The sequence below is a fragment of the Pseudomonas sp. 21LCFQ010 genome, assembly GCF_024129905.1.
Taxonomy (GTDB): Bacteria; Pseudomonadota; Gammaproteobacteria; order Pseudomonadales; family Pseudomonadaceae; genus Aquipseudomonas.
In genome coordinates, this window is the sequence record NZ_JAMYDZ010000012.1 from 42,484 (window position 1) to 56,172 (window position 13,689).

The 13,689-nt window shown below is 57.5% G+C and carries 15 protein-coding genes; 7 read left to right on the forward strand and 8 right to left on the reverse strand.

What is annotated here, in order from left to right:
• Positions 1 to 67: 67 nt before the first annotated feature.
• From NJC38_RS15330 to NJC38_RS15350, 5 genes are all read right to left on the reverse strand, one after another.
• On the reverse strand, positions 68 to 1,039 hold the full coding sequence (locus NJC38_RS15330; RefSeq protein ID WP_253115522.1) for a FecR domain-containing protein: 972 nt from the start codon (positions 1,037 to 1,039) through the stop codon (positions 68 to 70).
• Positions 1,023 to 1,553, reverse strand: a complete 531-nt coding sequence (locus tag NJC38_RS15335) for a sigma-70 family RNA polymerase sigma factor (RefSeq protein WP_045481261.1) — start codon at positions 1,551 to 1,553, stop codon at positions 1,023 to 1,025. Before NJC38_RS15335 ends, NJC38_RS15330 begins: the two co-directional genes overlap by 17 nt.
• 140 nt (positions 1,554 to 1,693) lie before the next feature.
• Positions 1,694 to 2,227, reverse strand: coding sequence for a transposase (locus tag NJC38_RS15340; protein WP_253115642.1), 534 nt, complete (start codon positions 2,225 to 2,227; stop codon positions 1,694 to 1,696).
• A gap of 141 nt (positions 2,228 to 2,368) precedes the next feature.
• Positions 2,369 to 2,755 carry a hypothetical protein gene (locus tag NJC38_RS15345; RefSeq protein WP_253115524.1) on the reverse strand — a complete coding sequence of 129 codons (387 nt, stop codon included), beginning with the start codon at positions 2,753 to 2,755 and terminating at the stop codon, positions 2,369 to 2,371.
• A gap of 366 nt (positions 2,756 to 3,121) precedes the next feature.
• Positions 3,122 to 3,667, reverse strand: coding sequence for a Bro-N domain-containing protein (locus NJC38_RS15350; RefSeq protein ID WP_253115526.1), 546 nt, complete (start codon positions 3,665 to 3,667; stop codon positions 3,122 to 3,124).
• Between the two features lie 432 nt (positions 3,668 to 4,099).
• Between NJC38_RS15350 and NJC38_RS15355 the strand changes: the two genes are divergently transcribed.
• Positions 4,100 to 4,591, forward strand: coding sequence for a GNAT family N-acetyltransferase (locus NJC38_RS15355; protein ID WP_253115528.1), 492 nt, complete (start codon positions 4,100 to 4,102; stop codon positions 4,589 to 4,591).
• A 91-nt stretch (positions 4,592 to 4,682) separates the two neighbouring features.
• On the opposite strand, the gene NJC38_RS15360 is transcribed toward NJC38_RS15355, so the two are convergent.
• Positions 4,683 to 5,537, reverse strand: a complete 855-nt coding sequence (locus NJC38_RS15360; protein WP_253115530.1) for a pirin family protein — start codon at positions 5,535 to 5,537, stop codon at positions 4,683 to 4,685.
• A 249-nt stretch (positions 5,538 to 5,786) separates the two neighbouring features.
• Here NJC38_RS15360 and NJC38_RS15365 point away from each other — a divergent pair, with 249 nt between their 5' ends.
• From NJC38_RS15365 to NJC38_RS15375, 3 genes are all read left to right on the forward strand, one after another.
• On the forward strand, positions 5,787 to 6,131 hold the full coding sequence (locus tag NJC38_RS15365; RefSeq protein WP_253115644.1) for a DUF805 domain-containing protein: 345 nt from the start codon (positions 5,787 to 5,789) through the stop codon (positions 6,129 to 6,131).
• Between the two features lie 88 nt (positions 6,132 to 6,219).
• Positions 6,220 to 6,645 carry a DUF805 domain-containing protein gene (locus NJC38_RS15370; protein ID WP_253115646.1) on the forward strand — a complete coding sequence of 142 codons (426 nt, stop codon included), beginning with the start codon at positions 6,220 to 6,222 and terminating at the stop codon, positions 6,643 to 6,645.
• A 119-nt stretch (positions 6,646 to 6,764) separates the two neighbouring features.
• Positions 6,765 to 7,136, forward strand: a complete 372-nt coding sequence (locus NJC38_RS15375) for a DUF805 domain-containing protein (RefSeq protein WP_253115532.1) — start codon at positions 6,765 to 6,767, stop codon at positions 7,134 to 7,136.
• A 79-nt stretch (positions 7,137 to 7,215) separates the two neighbouring features.
• Here the strand turns inward: NJC38_RS15375 and NJC38_RS15380 are convergent, their stop codons facing one another.
• Both NJC38_RS15380 and NJC38_RS15385 read right to left on the reverse strand, forming a co-directional pair.
• A complete protein-coding gene (locus NJC38_RS15380) occupies positions 7,216 to 8,031 on the reverse strand; it encodes a VacJ family lipoprotein (protein WP_253115534.1) in 816 nt (271 codons plus the stop codon).
• On the reverse strand, positions 8,024 to 9,322 hold the full coding sequence (locus NJC38_RS15385) for a serine/threonine protein kinase (protein WP_045481239.1): 1,299 nt from the start codon (positions 9,320 to 9,322) through the stop codon (positions 8,024 to 8,026). Before NJC38_RS15385 ends, NJC38_RS15380 begins: the two co-directional genes overlap by 8 nt.
• A gap of 1,185 nt (positions 9,323 to 10,507) precedes the next feature.
• On the opposite strand from NJC38_RS15385, the gene NJC38_RS15390 reads away from it, so the two are divergent.
• From NJC38_RS15390 to NJC38_RS15400, 3 genes are all read left to right on the forward strand, one after another.
• Positions 10,508 to 11,362: a glycine betaine ABC transporter substrate-binding protein gene (locus NJC38_RS15390; RefSeq protein WP_045481237.1), complete on the forward strand. Its 855-nt coding sequence runs from the start codon at positions 10,508 to 10,510 to the stop codon at positions 11,360 to 11,362.
• 288 nt (positions 11,363 to 11,650) lie between these two features.
• On the forward strand, positions 11,651 to 11,962 hold the full coding sequence (locus NJC38_RS15395) for a DUF485 domain-containing protein (RefSeq protein WP_045481235.1): 312 nt from the start codon (positions 11,651 to 11,653) through the stop codon (positions 11,960 to 11,962).
• Complete coding sequence (locus NJC38_RS15400) at positions 11,959 to 13,617, forward strand: cation acetate symporter (RefSeq protein ID WP_253115536.1); 1,659 nt, start codon at positions 11,959 to 11,961, stop codon at positions 13,615 to 13,617. Before NJC38_RS15395 ends, NJC38_RS15400 begins: the two co-directional genes overlap by 4 nt.
• Positions 13,618 to 13,689: the final 72 nt, after the last annotated feature.

Consider the following 13,689-nt stretch of genomic DNA (forward strand, 5'->3'; position numbering starts at 1 on the left):
TTTTCAGCTAATTCGGATGAGCCGCCGAAAGAGGAACACCTGAATGAAAATAATTTTCAAATGACGTTCAATGTCTGGCTTCCAGACTGATCCACCAAGGCAAGGTTTGCTCCACGCGGATTGGCAGCGCGCTGCTCAACATGCTCAGGGTCTGCGGCAGGTCGTCCTGCGGGAAGGTGCCCACTACCTTGAGCCCGGCGACTTCTGGTGCGACGCCGATATGCCCGTGGTGATAGCGCCGCAGTTCGGCGATGACGTCGGCCAGCGGCTGGTTGTCGGCTTGCAGAATGCCACGGCTCCAGCTTTGCCGGCCGGCGTTGACCGGTTGTTCGGTGCCCAGTTGTTCGCGATTGAAGCGTCGTTCATGACCAGCGTTGACCACAGCGGCAATGCTGGCGCTGTTGCCCATATGAATCGCTACCGCGCCGTCGAACACACTCAGCCGGGTGTCGGTGGTTTCCTGCTGCACACTGAAGCGCGTGCCGAGTGCCTGCAAGCGGCCTTCGGCAGTGTCGACGAAAAACGGCCGAGCATCCTTGGCAGTGTCGATCAGCACTTCGCCGCGCACCAGTTGCAACACCCGCTGCTGGGCGGTGTAAGCGATGTTCAGGGCGCTGTCGCTGTTGAGCCACAGGCGCGTGCCGTCATCCAGGCGCAGCGCGCGCACTTCGCCCACCGCCGTACGCTGATCGGCACGCCAGGCCAGCAGGTTCTGCTCCAGCGGTCGCCAGCCGAGCCGCGCCAGCAGCGCTGCACCGCCGAACAGCGCCAGGCCCAGCAATACATTGCGCCGGCTCTGGCGCACTTGCCGCGCCCCGGCCAACGTGGCCCGTGCGGTGTCGCGCTCGCCTTGCAGGGGTGAGAAGCGCGCACTGATCCGCTCGACATACTGCCAGGCACGTTGATGACTGTCGTGCTGGTCATGCCAGCGTTGCCAGTCAGCGTGCAGGTGCGGGTCTTTCTCGGCCTGCAACCGCGCGTACCAGTGCGCAGCCTGTTTGAGAACGGCGTGGTCCAGTGATTCAGACGAGGGCTTCATCCAGCTCTACTTCCAGCAACAGGCATTGGAACATGGCCTGGGCCAGGTATTTGGTCACCGTGCGTTGCGAGACGCCCAGTTGCTCGGCGATCTTGCGGTAGGTCAGGCCATCGAGCTGCGCCAGCAAGAAAGCCTCGGCCACTCGGGGCGGCAGCTTGGCGAGCATGGTGTGGACCTGTTGCAGCGCTTCGAGAATCACCGCCCGATGCTCTTCCGAGGGCGCGTAGGTTTCCGGTCTGCTGGCCAGCACCTCGAACCATGCATGCTCTACCTCGCGGCGCCGCCAGAAGTCCACGCATACATGCCGCGACATGGTGTGCAAATAGGCCCGTGCATGGCTGTCGCTGTCGAACTGCCGTGGCCGGGCCAGCAAGCGCACGAACACATCATGGGCCAGGTCCGCCGCATCGCTGGCATTGCCCAGGCGCTTGTTCAGCCAGGCATGAATCCAGCCGTGATGAGCGGTGTAATAGCCCAGCACCTGCTGTGAGTAGGCGTCGTCCAAGGTTGACATGAGAGCAAGTACTCTTTGGGAACTGTTCGCATCTTATGCGCGCCAGGGCGGGTGGAGCAAATGCTCGTTGCGTGGCGATGGGCAGGTTGACTCTGTTTCTGGGCATTTCAGTAACAGCAACAGTTGACATCCTCCCCGTCCTAAAGGGCCGGGATTCCCACAATTGGACGCTCATGCCCGAGCGCGAGAATGTTCTTTGCGGCGTTGACGTCGCGGTCGTGGGTGACACCGCACCCACAACAAGTCCATTCCCTTATTCCAAGCCCTGCGATACCTCTGGGCCTCGAGTCCGGCAATTGCTTGCAGCTCGAACAGGTTTGGGTGGTGTTTCTCTCGCTAACAACATTGAAAACCGTGCCTGCGTGATCGCATTTGTATTCCAGCATGGTTTTCAATTGGCCCCAGCCGGCGTCCAGCACCGACTTGGCCATCCTGGTTTTCGCGAGTTTCAGTGAGCTCACATCGCCCACCCCAATGACGCCACAACGCGCTACCAGCGCGTTGCTGAACTTATGCAGGCAATCCTTGCGGCGGTTCGCAATTTTGGCGTGAATCGCCCGCACACGGGCCTTCTTGCCGGCGCGCTGGGCCGTGCCCAGGGCGCTCTCCAGATCCCGGTAGAACCTGCCGCTTTCAAGGCGATCACCGTCGCTGCAGGTGGCCGTGGTTTTCAGTCAGAGGTCGATACTCACCGCGTCCTGGCCTGGCGATAACTGGCGGTCGACCTCGACCACGACGTTGAAATACCAGCGTCCACGGCTGTCCTCGTTGAAGCTACCGGATCTGAATTTAAAGCCCGCCAGGCCGTAGCTGCCCTAGACCTTGAAGTGCTGTCTGTTGAAGACGACCTGGCCGTTTTTCCAGACAGCAGCGCCGGCCTTGAGGGGCACCCAGCCCAGGCTGCGCCGAGCGCCGCCCGAGCAGCGCCAGCGTAGCTGGCGCTTTTTGAACTGCTTGCGCCGTCTGACATATTCGTCGGCAACAGCCTGCACCGATTGGCTGTGCAGTCCCAGGTCCTTGCCGGCCCCGTTGGTGTACTTGTGAATGTCGAACGCTGACAGAAAACGACCGCGCTCACGAATCGTGCGACTGCTCAACTCGTTTACGTAGTTCCACACAAAATTCACAGCGCGAGACGCTTCACGCAGCTGCGCTGCGTGCTTGTCTCGCACTCGAATCTTGAGGGTTTTGGTCGCTTTCATTTCAGTCATGAAACACAGAATAGGGGCGGTTTTTGGGGTTTTAACCCCTATGACCGCTTCGCGGTGGCGCTTTCATCCCCCACCTGAAGGAAGGGGCTTTTCGCGCCAGCTTGGTAATGTCTTTGTTCGTGTCCGATGAATGGATTATGGTCATGCGCGCTGCTCTGCCTGACTTCCTTTGTTGGACAGATAGGATGAGTCTTTCTGAAACGAGTCCATGCTAAGCCCGCTGTTATGGAGGTCGCCGGAAAATAGTAGTCATCGTTTTAACCTCACTGAAACCTGCCACACAGGCCGACACAGGCCGATTCCAGAAAATCAGAATCGGCCTACAGAACAACGCCGGGATCAGGGTCGGTCAAGCCCTCAGAACTTCATGGATTCGTCTTTGAAACCAAACTTCACCATCAACCTCTGCCACAACCCCATCGGCTTCGGCACCTCGGCCAGCAAGTGCGGCATGTCCTGCCAGCGCACCCATGAATCGTTGCGCCATTGCAGCAACTGCAAGGTATGGCCCAGCCATTCCAGGCGATTGATGCTCGGTTCTTCAAGCATGCGTTCGGCACGCCGGTGCAGTTCGGGCAGGACTTCGTGGGTCAACCACTGACGCAGGCTGCGGTTCTCCGGGACGTAGTGGTGGATCAACAGGGCGAAGACGCCGGACTCGCTGATCATCAGGCAGCGTTCGTAAAGTCCGTGGGAGTTGAGCCAGACCATGCGGCGCTGGTCGTGGTCGAGTTTGAGAGTATTGCGTTCGTCGAGCCGCTTGCCCATCAGGCGGGCCAGATCTGCCAGGCAGAACCAGGCCTGGCTGTCATGGCGGATGGTGCGCAGACGGCGGTGATGGCGGAAAAAGGGCTCTGCGTCGAAGTGTTCGGGGCAGGGTGGACAGGTATTGAGTAAGTGCATGGGCGATCTCCAACTGTGGTGGAACTGCCCAAAATCGTCGCCAGACGATAATGGTGGCAGCTGTGCGAGGGCTGGCGAACCGGGACAGAAGGCAAAACCCAGCAGACCTTAAGGTCTCCGACGCACAGCCGCCATGACACTTGGCTGCGGGCGTGACTATACCCGCAACTTGTCTGGAGCTGTTGCACCATCTGAAGACCGGGTCGCCAAACCCGGCTCGCTGAATTTGCAGCGAGTGTCGGGCAGGGTAGTCAGACGTCCAGCGTGTGAATAGAGGGTGTCCGGTGATCCGGAAAAATTCAGAAATGGACTACAGACTGTTTGGCACTTTATAGATCAGGCGTTCTTCAAATGCCTGTACCGTCATGACAGGCTTGTTCGCCTGCAAGCCCTTACACTGAACTGACCCGGAGTTGAATACAAGGAACTGCCATGGATGCTCCCATACCCCTCCAATTCAACCCCATCGACCTCGACCGTCACGCCGACCTGTGCGTGCGCTTTCGTGAGGATGTGTTCCAGTTGGCGCTAGGCACGACGCTGCCGCTGCATGGCGAAGACGGGCAGGGGGCGGGGCGTTATCTGGACTGGCTGGCGCAGCGCTCGCAGGCGCTGCCGGGCAGCATGATGCATGTCTGGCAGGGCGACGAGATCGTCGGGCAACTGGAGTTGAGCCAGCCGCAGCCGGCGCTGGGCTATGTGCATCTGTTCTATCTCACTGAGCCTCACCGTCATCTGGGCCTGGGCCAGCAGTTGCATGATCGGGCGATCGCGTTCTTTCGCCAGCGGCAGTGCACGACCCTGCAGTTGTCGGCGAGCCCGGATAACCTTCCGGCGCTGCGCTTTTACCAGCGCAATGGCTGGCGTGATATTGGCCCGCGTGAGGCGACACCGGGGGCTAACCTGTTCGAGCGGGCCATGTGAGATTTTCACTGGAGTGAGCTGTTTCAGCATTTGCTGAACAGCCCGATTCCAGTGAAATTGTGCGTGGCGGTGCACTGCTCACCCGTCTTGTTCAAGCCGTCAGCCGGTCATCCCTGAAATCGCGCAGGGCCTGTTCGATCTCTTCGCGGCTGTTCATCACGAACGGCCCGTACTGCACGATTGGCTCATGCAAAGGCTTACCGGCAATCAGCAATACCCTGGCTCCGGCAGCGCTTTCGATACGCAGTTCGCCGTCTTCTCCCAAACGCACCAGGCGGCTGGCTGCCACCGTTTGCGGGCAACCGCCGATCGCGACCTCACCTTCATACACGTAGAGCAACGCCCGATGCCCGTCCGGCAGCCGGGGGCTGATGCTGGCGCCCGCTGGCAGGTGCAGGTCGAAATACTGCGGCTCGGTGTCCGGGCGCTGTACGGCGCCGGCCTGTTGCATCTGACCGTCGTCAAACTGGCCGGCGATCACCACCACCTCAATGCCATTGGCGGTGGTCAGGCGTGGAATATGTTCTGGCTGGATGTCCTGATAACTGGCATCCATCAACTTGTTTTTGCCCGGCAGGTTCAGCCACAACTGGAAGCCGCGCATCACGCCTTGCTCCTGCTCCGGCATCTCGCTGTGGATGATGCCGCGGGCTGCGGTCATCCACTGCACGCCGCCGCCTTGCAACAGGCCGACGTTGCCCATGTGGTCTTCGTGGCGCATCCGCCCTTCAAGCATGTAGGTAACGGTCTCGAAGCCACGGTGCGGGTGCGGCGGAAAGCCGGCGATATAGTCGTCGGGCTGGTCAGAGCCGAACTCGTCGAGCATCAGGAACGGGTCGAACTGCTCCACCCCAGGGCCGCCAAACACGCGAGTCAGCTTGACCCCGGCACCGTCGGAAGCGGGCTGGCCAGTGTGGATCGACAGGACTTTGCGAAATGTGGTCATGAGTGGCGCTCCGTGTGGTGCAAATGAACTTGGCTAAATTGTATATCGCATTGATCGATTGAAAGGCTCAAAATTTCTTTATAAATTATCAGTATGTTTGATGAGTCTGCTGGCATAGCTCTACGCTACGTTTTTCAGCGGGCATCAGCTCAGACGTTTCCTACGTTATAGGAAGTACTGTCTTGCATCCGTGGCTTGGGCTTGACGATAAATTTGCGTCGAAGACTGCTTAGGGGCAATGCAATGTTAATGGGGCACGTATCTTATTTTTTTAGACGGCCGGATTTTAAGGGGCGTTCGAATCGCAAAGAGCTTTTCTCTTTCTTGATATCGTTTAGCGTTATTTTCTACCTGTATCTGCAGATCAGATTGTTGGCGCCAGGGTCTGACCTGGTATGGCAGGTCGAGTTGCTGATGATCTATATCCTGGCGCCTTTACCCGCCTTGCTTGCACGTCGTATTCATGACATTGGCTGTAGTGCCTGGGTCAGCCTGGCTTGGTTGCTGCCGTTCGCAGGTCTTGTTCTCTGTGCATGGATGCTTCTCGAAAAAGGAGAACCGGGGGAGAACTATTACGGATTGCCACCCGCTTGAAATATCTGGCGTGTCAGGGGCGCCTGACTTTCATTTGTGATGAGTGCGTCGGCAGAATTTAGCCCGGTAGGGAACTCAATCCGTGAAAATGATGCTCATCGCCTGTCGCGATATGTTGCAGTTCAGAGGGCGTACCCAGCGACGGAATTTTTTGTATTACCAGCTCTTTTATACGGCAGGGGTGATCGCTCTTTTTATGTTTGAGAGTGATTCGAGGATCGTGAGGGGCGGTGTTCAACTGGGAGTAGTGACGGCTGGATTCATCGCCCTCAATTTAGTACCCGGTCTGGCCATCACGTATCGGCGACTTCACGATGCCGATTTCAACGGGCTGTGGTTTTTGGTCACCTTCATTCCGCTTTATGGGCCTTTGTTTCTGTTGATGCTATGTCTGTCATCCGGGTCGGTAGGCGTGAACAGCTATGGGCCTTGCCCACGCAGGTCTAAGGCTGCCGAGAGCAAAGTGCAGAGCGGTCAGGAAACGTGCGTAACTCGCCTTGACGTATCGGCATGACGTTGTGGGATGTCATGTATTTGTCCGTGAAAGTTGAGTTGCAAGCTTCTGTACAGACTGCGCCGCTGAGTCTGGCAGCTCTCCAGTTGATTAATCTGTCCAGATAGTAAAGGTGCACGATGAAAGAAGTTATTCAGGTCTATACAAAGGCCTTTGACTTTGATGGGCGTTCGAGTGTCAGAGAATTTATTTATTACTCGGTTTTCCTGTTGACGATTCTGGGGGTGCTGGTTTATCTGGTGTTTGACAGCGCCACTCAGCTCCCTGAGCAGGTGGTAGAACTTTTCATTCTACTCAACGTTTTGCCCAATCTTGCTTTGACTGTACGGCGTTTACATGACCTGGATAAAAGCGGGTGGTGGATATTGATCAGTCTGGTTCCTGTGGCTGGGCCATTGACTCTTTGGCTTATGATGTTTTTTCCAGGTACGCAAGGCGATAATCGCCATGGTGCTGCCCCTTCGAGGTTGCACAAAGCCAATGACTCCTGAAGGCAGTCGACACGGATGAACGACGCAGTAAAAAGGCCAACCCGGTCACCCGGATTGGCCTTTGTCGTTACTGCGCGCCTTACTCGGCAATCATCAACTTGCGTGATTCGCTGTACACATAACGCACTTTCTCGTACTCGAACGGCGAGTTCATCTGGCCGTAGCGGAAGCTGGTTACGTAGCGTTTGTCGATGCCGCGCAGAATCAAAATTTCCGGGTGGTCGCTGCTGACCTGGGCGACGTTGAGGAAGTTGATCTGCGACTCAGCCGCCACGTCGAAGATCAGGCCGCCGGTGTCACGCAGGTTGGATGGGCCAAACAGCGGCAGGACGATGTACGGGCCGGCCGGCACGCCATAGAAGCCCAGGGTCTGACCGAAGTCTTCGCTCTGTTTGGGCAGGCCCATCATGGTCGCCGGGTCCCACAGGCCGGCCACACCGATGGTGGTGTTGAGCAGCAGGCGCCCGGTGGTCTGCAGTGAGCGCTGGCCCTTGAACTGCAGCATGCTGTTGAGCAGGTTGGGCACGTCGCCCAGGTTGCTGAAGAAGTTGCTTACGCCACTGCGCACAAAACCCGGCGTGATGTAGCGGTAACCGTCGACCACCGGCAGGAATACCCACTCGTCGAAGCGGTAGTTGAAATGCCAGACCCGGCGGTTCCACGACTCCAGCGGGTCAAAGACTTCCAGGGCGTTGGTCGAGGCACGCTCGAACTCTCGCTGGTCCAGGCCGGGGTTGAACTTCAGCGACTTGAGCGGCTGGGTAAAGCCGTCTTCGTCGTAGTTGCGCACTACCGTGGCCTGGTCTTTGGTGGCGTGGGAAATTTCAGTCTGGTCGGCCGCCTGGGCCATACCGGCAGCCAGCAGGGCGGCAAGCAGTAAATGACGTTTAGCCACGGAAGAACTCCAGCATGGCGTCGCTGTTGACGCGGTAGTTGAGGTTGCCGCAATGACCGCCGTAAGGATAAACGGTCAGGCGATCGCCGAAAGTCTGGCGCAGGAAGCCCAGGTCGCCAGGGCCCAGAATCACGTCGTCAGCGTTGTGCATGACGGCGATCTTGCTGTTGTTGTGCAGGTAGTCCTTGAGCGAATAGAGGCTGACCTGGTCGACCAGTTGCAGCAGGCTGCCGCCATCGGTGCGGGCACGCCACATGGGAATCAACTGCTCGGTCATGTAGCAGTCGAAGTCGCACTGCATGGCGCGTTTGAGGAACGGGGTCAGGCTGGTGCCTTCGCTGATCGGGAACTTCGGCGGGGTGATCAGGCCGCGGCGGTTGATCAGGTCCGAGGTAAAGGCGATGTCGGCGGAAGAGAAGCGGAACGAGGTGCCGATCAGCATGGCCATCTGTTCGTTGCTCAAGTGTTCCTTGGACATCTGGAAGTCATAGAGCAGTGCATCGTTGAGGTCGATGTAGCCTTTTTGCTGGAAGTAGCGGGTCAGTTTGGCCAGCACCAGCTCATAGAAGGTGGTGGTGTTGTTGATGCCCTTGACCTGGGTCTGCACCAGCTTGTCGAGGTTGCTCACCGAGGTGTAGAGGTTGACCGGCGGGTTGAGCAGCAGCACCTTCTTGAAGTTGAAGCTGCGGCGGGTTTCGTCCAGGTGGCTGACGAACGCAGCATTCAGCGCGCCCAGGCTGTAACCGGTCAGGTAGAAGTCGGTAATCGGCAAGTCAGCGTGCTGGGCACGAACGCCTTGCATCACCCGATACAGGTCTTCAGCGTCTTCTTTGGAGAGCCCTGGCGTTGCATAACGCGAAGCCGAGCTCATGAAGTCGTAGCTGGTCGGCGACGACAATTGCACAACGTGGTAGCCCGCCCCGTAATACAGCTTCTTGAGGTATTCGTTGAGGGTGCTGTTATACGCCGCGCCCGTGCCGGCAATCAGGAAAATCAGCGGCGCCGCATGATCCTGGCGGGCCAGACGATAACGCAGTTTTTTCACCGCCCAGAAGTTGTCGGGCAGGGTGAACTCGCGCTCTGGATGCAGGTTGAGATAGAAATCGTCCTGATCGATGTCGTCGTCGGACGGCAGATCCGGACGCAGATCAGGCGGGGTGGTGGCGATGGTCGCTTCGAATGGGTTAGTCAGCGGATAGCCATAAGTGGCCGGGTCGACGTTTTTAGCCAGGGCGGCTGCACTCAGGCAGAGACCACCCAGGACTGCAGCTAAGCGCAGGAGACGGAGCATGACTAAATCCCTTGGGAATGAGGTACAGAAAAGGTACGCAGGCTATGACCGTCGACATAGTGCCAAAGTGCCGTACCTGCGCGCGATCCTTTCTGGGCATCTCTGAAAACTGACTGCGTTTTTTGAAACGCCCATGTAACGGCGGTGAAACGATACACCTTTCGTCAAGTCAGGCATGTAGGAATGTGCGCTTTTTAGCGTAGTAATTGCGATGCAAGTCGGCTTTGCCGCGTTGGGGAGGTGTGAAAGGCCAGATAGCACAAAGGGAGCCATGGGCTCCCTTTTGAGTCGTGTCGCGTGCTCTTTTTATTTTTATAGGGTGGTGTGTTGTTGTTTTTGTTGGGCCACCCTTCACTGCATTTCATGCGACCTCAATGGAGGTCAAGAGCAAACGTATTTTTTTGAGCGCTGACTCGCTTCAATCGACTGCCTGCACAGCAGTGCGATCCAACCAGTTCTGTGCTACCTCAAGGTAGTTTTATTGTTCTGTGCCTGGTTGCGTGGTCTTTTGCAAAAGACCCGGTGGAGCTGAATCTACTTCAAAAAAATCTGTTGGCTTCGTCTCTGCCCGTGTTGTTCTTGTTATGTCAGATCCGTACGTTTTGTTTTTATTGGGTTGCTGCCGTTTTTCTTGTTCTTGTTGTACAGGAGATAAAGCACTACCCATGCCAACTTTTTAATATCCTTATAAATCAATGGTTTGCGATTTTTCAGGAACGTCTGCGCATCGGCATCGCGTCGATGTGTTCCCGTGTTACCCGCTGCGGGTCAGCATGGACCCCGTATCGGTAACACATTGTGTTCCCTCCACCGACGCCCTGAATGGGTGCGCTGGCGTTTTTTTCAGGTGAGTGGCCAATCTCGCGGCTACTGTCATGCAGGGGCATCACTAAGGATGGTTTTCAGCTGCCAACCAATCGATGTGTCGTGATTTTGGTGTGCATGTCGTTGATGGCGGTGTGATGTCGTTTACCGCTTGCCAGGGGTCGCTGGCAGATCATGTCGCTTTGCAGGGGGGGCAGATTATCAATGGGCCGCAGCGGTGAGCGCCGTTGCCGGCAAGAGTTATTGAAACGTGGAGGGTGCGCATCGCCCCATATTCGGGCGTGGTGGGCAGTCCTGAGAAAAACAACGTCAAAAATGCCCGACGCTGGTCGGTGCAAGGACTCTACCGGGGAAGTAATGATGAATATGCGCAAAATTCTGGGGGCGGGTGCCGCTCTGGTACTGGCCGCCAGCTCCACGCTGGCCATTGCTGAAACCAAGACAGTGAGTATTGGCTACGTTGAAGGCTGGTCTGACAGTGTCGCCACCACCTTCGTGGCCGCCGAGGTGCTCAAGCAGAAGCTCGGTTATGACGTCAAACTGCAGTCGGTCGCGGCCGGGATCATGTGGCAGGCGGTGGCCACTGACAAACTCGACCTGATGCTCTCGGCGTGGTTGCCAGGCACCCATGGCGAGTACATCGCCAAGTACAAAGGGCAGGTGGTGGATTACGGTCCGAACTTCAAGGATGCCCGCATCGGTCTGATTGTTCCTGAGTACGTGAAAGCCCAGAGCATCGCAGACCTCAAGACTGACGACTCCTTCAAGAACAAGATTACCGGTATCGATGCCGGTGCCGGGGTCATGCTCAAGACCGACCAGGCCATCAAGGACTACGCTCTGGACGGCTATAAACTGCAGGCCAGTTCCGGTGCCGGGATGATCGCCGAGCTGACCCGTGCGGTAAAACGCAATGAATCCATTGCCGTTACCGGCTGGGTGCCGCACTGGATGTTCGCCAAGTGGAAACTGCGCTTCCTGGAAGACCCTAAAGGCGTCTACGGCGCTGCTGAAACGGTCAACAGCGTCGGCAGCCTGAGCCTGGAAAAGAAAGCCCCGGACGTGGTCGCGTTCCTGAAAAACTTCCAGTGGGAGTCCAAGGACGAAATCGGTCAGGTGATGCTGGCCATCCAGGAAGGCGCCAAGCCTGAAGTCGCTGCCAAGGAATGGGTAGAGAAAAACCCGGCCCGCGTCGCGGCCTGGACCGGCAAGTAACTGCTACTTCCCCCTTTTGCGGCCTGCGGGCCGCCTTTTCGAAAACCACCCGGCGCGCTTCGTCGGGTGGTTTTGCGTTTTATACGGCCGGTACTCAGCGCAACCGGTATCTGTCTAATCTCTCTTTCCTGACATTTGCCGACGCCGCTTCGCAGCGGCCGGTGCAGCTCGCCTGGCTCCAGACTCACAAATTAATATCGTTCTAATACTAAGGTCGTCTGGAGTCGTTCCAAGAGCTGACTAAAGTGAAGCAGTGTCATCTCATCCTATGCTGCGAGGACAAAAACAATGAACGACAGCATCTACCAAAAGATACAAGACAACCCCAGGTTCAAGGAGCTGGTGGCCAAGAGGGAGCGTTTCGCCTGGATTCTTTCAGCGATCATGCTCAGCCTCTACGCCGCCTTTATCCTGTTGATCGCTTATGGCCCCCACATTCTGGGCGCCAAGCTGAGCGCAACGTCCACGGTGACCTGGGGCATGCCGATCGGGGTCGGCCTGATCGTCACCGCGTTTATCCTGACCGGCGTCTACGTACGTCGTGCCAACGGTGAATTCGACGAGCTGAACAACGCCGTACTCAAGGAGATTCAGCAATGATCCGTCGTCTCTCTGCGGCACTTGCGCTGACCGCTTTCGCACCCGCACTGATGGCGGCTGATGCCCTCACCGGCGCAGTGCAAAAGCAAGCTCTCAACGTCCCGGCGATCGTCATGTTCGTCGCGTTCGTGGTGTTCACCCTGTACATCACTTACTGGGCCTCCAAGAAAAACAACTCGGCGTCGGACTACTACGCCGCCGGCGGCAAGATCACCGGTTTCCAGAACGGCCTGGCGATTGCCGGTGACTACATGTCGGCGGCGTCATTCCTGGGGATTTCCGCGCTGGTTTACACCTCTGGCTACGATGGCCTGATCTACTCGATCGGCTTTTTGGTGGGCTGGCCGATCATTCTGTTTTTGATTGCCGAGCGCTTGCGTAACCTGGGCAAGTACACCTTTGCCGACGTGGCTTCCTACCGCCTCAAGCAGATGGAAATCCGTACCCTGTCGGCGTGTGGCTCGCTGGTGGTGGTGGCGTTCTACCTGATCGCGCAGATGGTCGGTGCCGGCAAGCTGATCCAGTTGCTGTTTGGGCTGGACTACACCGTTGCGGTGATCCTGGTGGGTATCCTGATGTGCCTGTACGTGCTGTTCGGCGGCATGCTGGCGACCACTTGGGTACAGATCATCAAAGCGGTGATGCTGCTCTCCGGTGCTTCGTTCATGGCGCTGATGGTCATGAAACACGTCAACTTCGACTTCAACCAACTGTTCTCCCAGGCGGTTGCCGTGCACCCTAAAGGTGAGGCGATCATGAGCCCGGGCGGCCTGGTTAAAGACCCGATCTCGGCGTTCTCGCTGGGCCTGGCGCTGATGTTCGGTACGGCTGGCCTGCCACACATCCTGATGCGCTTCTTTACCGTCAGCGACGCCAAGGAAGCCCGCAAGTCGGTGTTCTATGCCACCGGTTTCATTGGCTACTTCTACATCCTGACCTTCATCATCGGTTTCGGCGCGATCCTGTTGGTCAGCACCAACCCGGTGTTCAAGGACGCGGCTGGCGCGTTGATCGGCGGTAACAACATGGCGGCGGTGCATTTGTCCAACGCCGTGGGCGGCAGCCTGTTCCTGGGCTTTATCTCTGCGGTAGCCTTCGCCACCATTCTGGCTGTAGTAGCCGGTCTGACCCTGGCAGGCGCGTCGGCGGTCTCCCATGACCTGTATGCCAGCGTGATCAAGAAAGGCAAGGCCAACGAGAAAGACGAGATCCGCGTGTCGAAGATGACCACCATCGCGCTGGCTGTGGTTGCGATCATCCTGGGTATTGCCTTCGAGAGCCAGAACATCGCGTTCATGGTCGGCCTGGCATTCTCCATCGCTGCAAGCTGCAACTTCCCGGTGCTGCTGCTCTCGATGTACTGGAAGAACCTGACCACCCGTGGCGCCATGATTGGCGGCTGGATGGGCTTGATCAGCGCCGTGGTGCTGATGATTCTCGGCCCGACCATCTGGGTGCAGATTCTGCATAACCCTAAAGCAATCTTCCCGTACGAGTACCCGGCGCTGTTCTCGATTGCCATTGCATTCGTGGGCATCTGGTTCTTCTCGATCACCGACAAGTCCAAGGCAGGTGAGGATGAGCGTGCGCTGTTCGTGCCACAGTTTGTCCGTTCGCAAACCGGTCTGGGTGCCAGCGGTGCGGTATCGCACTGATTGACAGCTAAACCGCGACAACAAAAAAGCAGCCGTCAGGCTGCTTTTTTGTGGGGCCGGTTTTAGCGTGGC

Bases quoted from the DNA above. Each gene is read 5' to 3' on its own strand.
- NJC38_RS15330 (WP_253115522.1), bottom strand. From the start codon at position 1,039: ATGAAGCCCTCGTCTGAATCACTGGACCACGCCGTTCTCAAACAGGCT.
- NJC38_RS15335 (WP_045481261.1), bottom strand. From the start codon at position 1,553: ATGTCAACCTTGGACGACGCCTACTCACAGCAGGTGCTGGGCTATTAC.
- NJC38_RS15345 (WP_253115524.1), bottom strand. From the start codon at position 2,755: ATGAAAGCGACCAAAACCCTCAAGATTCGAGTGCGAGACAAGCACGCA.
- NJC38_RS15350 (WP_253115526.1), bottom strand. From the start codon at position 3,667: ATGCACTTACTCAATACCTGTCCACCCTGCCCCGAACACTTCGACGCA.
- NJC38_RS15355 (WP_253115528.1), top strand. From the start codon at position 4,100: ATGGATGCTCCCATACCCCTCCAATTCAACCCCATCGACCTCGACCGT.
- NJC38_RS15360 (WP_253115530.1), bottom strand. From the start codon at position 5,537: ATGACCACATTTCGCAAAGTCCTGTCGATCCACACTGGCCAGCCCGCT.
- NJC38_RS15365 (WP_253115644.1), top strand. From the start codon at position 5,787: ATGGGGCACGTATCTTATTTTTTTAGACGGCCGGATTTTAAGGGGCGT.
- NJC38_RS15370 (WP_253115646.1), top strand. From the start codon at position 6,220: ATGATGCTCATCGCCTGTCGCGATATGTTGCAGTTCAGAGGGCGTACC.
- NJC38_RS15375 (WP_253115532.1), top strand. From the start codon at position 6,765: ATGAAAGAAGTTATTCAGGTCTATACAAAGGCCTTTGACTTTGATGGG.
- NJC38_RS15385 (WP_045481239.1), bottom strand. From the start codon at position 9,322: ATGCTCCGTCTCCTGCGCTTAGCTGCAGTCCTGGGTGGTCTCTGCCTG.
- NJC38_RS15390 (WP_045481237.1), top strand. From the start codon at position 10,508: ATGAATATGCGCAAAATTCTGGGGGCGGGTGCCGCTCTGGTACTGGCC.
- NJC38_RS15395 (WP_045481235.1), top strand. From the start codon at position 11,651: ATGAACGACAGCATCTACCAAAAGATACAAGACAACCCCAGGTTCAAG.
- NJC38_RS15400 (WP_253115536.1), top strand. From the start codon at position 11,959: ATGATCCGTCGTCTCTCTGCGGCACTTGCGCTGACCGCTTTCGCACCC.